General features: G+C 45.5%; 1 protein-coding gene. It reads left to right on the forward strand.

All coding sequences use genetic code 11. From position 1 onward, the window contains the following. Nucleotides 1–1,839: DUF4116 domain-containing protein (locus KDK19_RS09935; RefSeq protein ID WP_257291852.1), on the forward strand; the 1,839-nt coding region annotated here is incomplete at its 5' end. Between the last annotated feature and the right edge of the window lie 277 nt (nt 1,840–2,116).

Raw genomic sequence — 2,116 nt, forward strand, 5'->3', positions numbered from 1 at the left:
CTGGATTGTCTGGCAAACCCCATAAAATTAAGCATGTCGCCACAACGATCAAAACTACTGGCTGAGACGAGGGATAACGTAAATCGGCTAATTCATGGGGCTGAAGTACTGTTGAAGGGTTATCGGGCCTTTTTGCTACTGGCGGGCGACAACAGTCCACCCAAGGTCGAGCGATTGCTGATAGAATTACCGCAATTGGAATACCGGTTCGAGACGCTGAAACGGACCATCCGCTCCGGTTTAAAGAGTATCATTCTGCCAATGCAAGCCGCTGAAGGCGGCCAGTTATCTCGGAGAATGTTTCGCCCGTGGGTGGCAGACTGTCATCAAATGCAATCCTGTCTTCAAGCTCTCAACCCTGTTGAGGCTGAGAAGGTGAAGAGTGTCCATGAGCTGATTTTTGTCTTACATAAGAGCTTTGTAGAGGCATTGGCACAGGTCGCTCTGGCTTCGGCTCAGGGCAGGGTGTTTACGAAAAATAAAATCACTTATGTCGACTGTACGACCCCGGGTGAAAAGGCAACGCTATTGAGTTCTTCCGGAAAAGCATCTATGGAAGAGCTAAAACTTTCAGGAACTGTCATCTGTATGAATGAAGCCGTGATTGTTAACCTGAAGTTAGGGGTTCATGTGGGTCTTATCGAGCTACTTGAGCACGCAGAGGGAGGTAAAGGACGAACCTTGCGGCTGACATTCTCCGACAACTTTGATTTAACCTACGGTGATAAACCCGGCAAGTTCAGGCGTATGTGGTTTCTGGCGCAATTATTGAAGGAGATCGGACTGGATAAAAATGCGGGTAGCATGAAGCTGGGTTGCAACGCTGTAGCGGGTAAAATGACCGTCGAATGCCCCCGAATGAAATCACCTCAAACCATGCATGATGCCTTTGAAAAACTGATCATTGTGTTACGTGCCATGTCTGATCTGGATTGTGATTTAGACGGTACGCCCATTTTTGAAGGAGGTCGGTGGGACTTTAACTTGCTGGCACAAAGCCTTAATCGTGATATAGCGACAGAAGCGGATAGATTCGCCTTTCAACATTGCCTTTTTGTAAAGTCTTTTCTGAGTGGGACTCGTGGGCTCATTGACCCTTGCTGGCGGTTTTTGAAGGAACACCACCAACAGTTTGCTCATCATGCCCGGCGGTTGGGTGTGTGTAAGAGGTCAGTGTTTCTTAAGGAAAAACCGGAAGACAGTCTGTGGGAAATGTTAATGAGTGATGAGATCAGTGAGGGCAGCCGCAGGGAGCTCTTGCATCATTTTTTATTATTAGATCCTAAAAGCGCTATCAGTGTGGTTGAGCAATTTTATGACTTGGGTAATCAGTGTTTTGTTATTAATCCATCTTACCGTTACGGATTGGAGTTTTATGCGCCACCGAGTCCACCGCTTGGGGATCATAAAGAAAAGGTCATGAATACCCTGCGCAAGCATGGACTGAAATATGCCAGTTCACGGGTTCGGAATGATAAAGACTTTGTATTGCCCACCATTTCAGAACATCCAGGAGAACTGCCATATTTGAGTGACGATCTGAGGAATGATATTGATGTCATCAAGGCCGCTGTCGCAAAGTCTCCGAAAGCTTTGTGTTATGCCGCTGAAAGAATCCGAAGCGATAAAAACCTTATTGAAAGCTTAATGGCTGTCAATATTGATATCTTAATAGGTGCCAGTAAAACATTATTGAATGATCGCGAGTACATGCTGACCTTAATTGCACAGAATCCTCGTGTGTTCATGTTTGTTGCTTTCGAGCTTGGAAGTGATAAGGCTTTTATCGAGGCAGCAAAACAAACAAACCCTGAAGTTCTTAGATACGTCAGGTTTTAGGTGTCTCTGTGCAAATTCAGTGGATTGTCTGTCGGCAACCACTGATTTCAGCGATCTGCGAACAAGGTCTGATCCATTCAGACAAGGTTGACCATTTTAGGCCGTGTTGCCAGCTTACTGTTGTTTTTTCTATTGTGTGCTTCAGGCAGACGGGTGAACTTTATAAAAAGATTATTGTCGAATGAGGGTAACTACCAGCCATTGAGGCATGGATGAATATTAACATGAGAGGGATATCCTTATGTTGCCTGCTAATGTTGGCAGATCAGATTTTCCA

The sequence above is a fragment of the Endozoicomonas sp. ONNA1 genome (genome assembly GCF_024606325.1).
In the GTDB taxonomy this organism is placed as follows: domain Bacteria; phylum Pseudomonadota; class Gammaproteobacteria; order Pseudomonadales; family Endozoicomonadaceae; genus Endozoicomonas_A.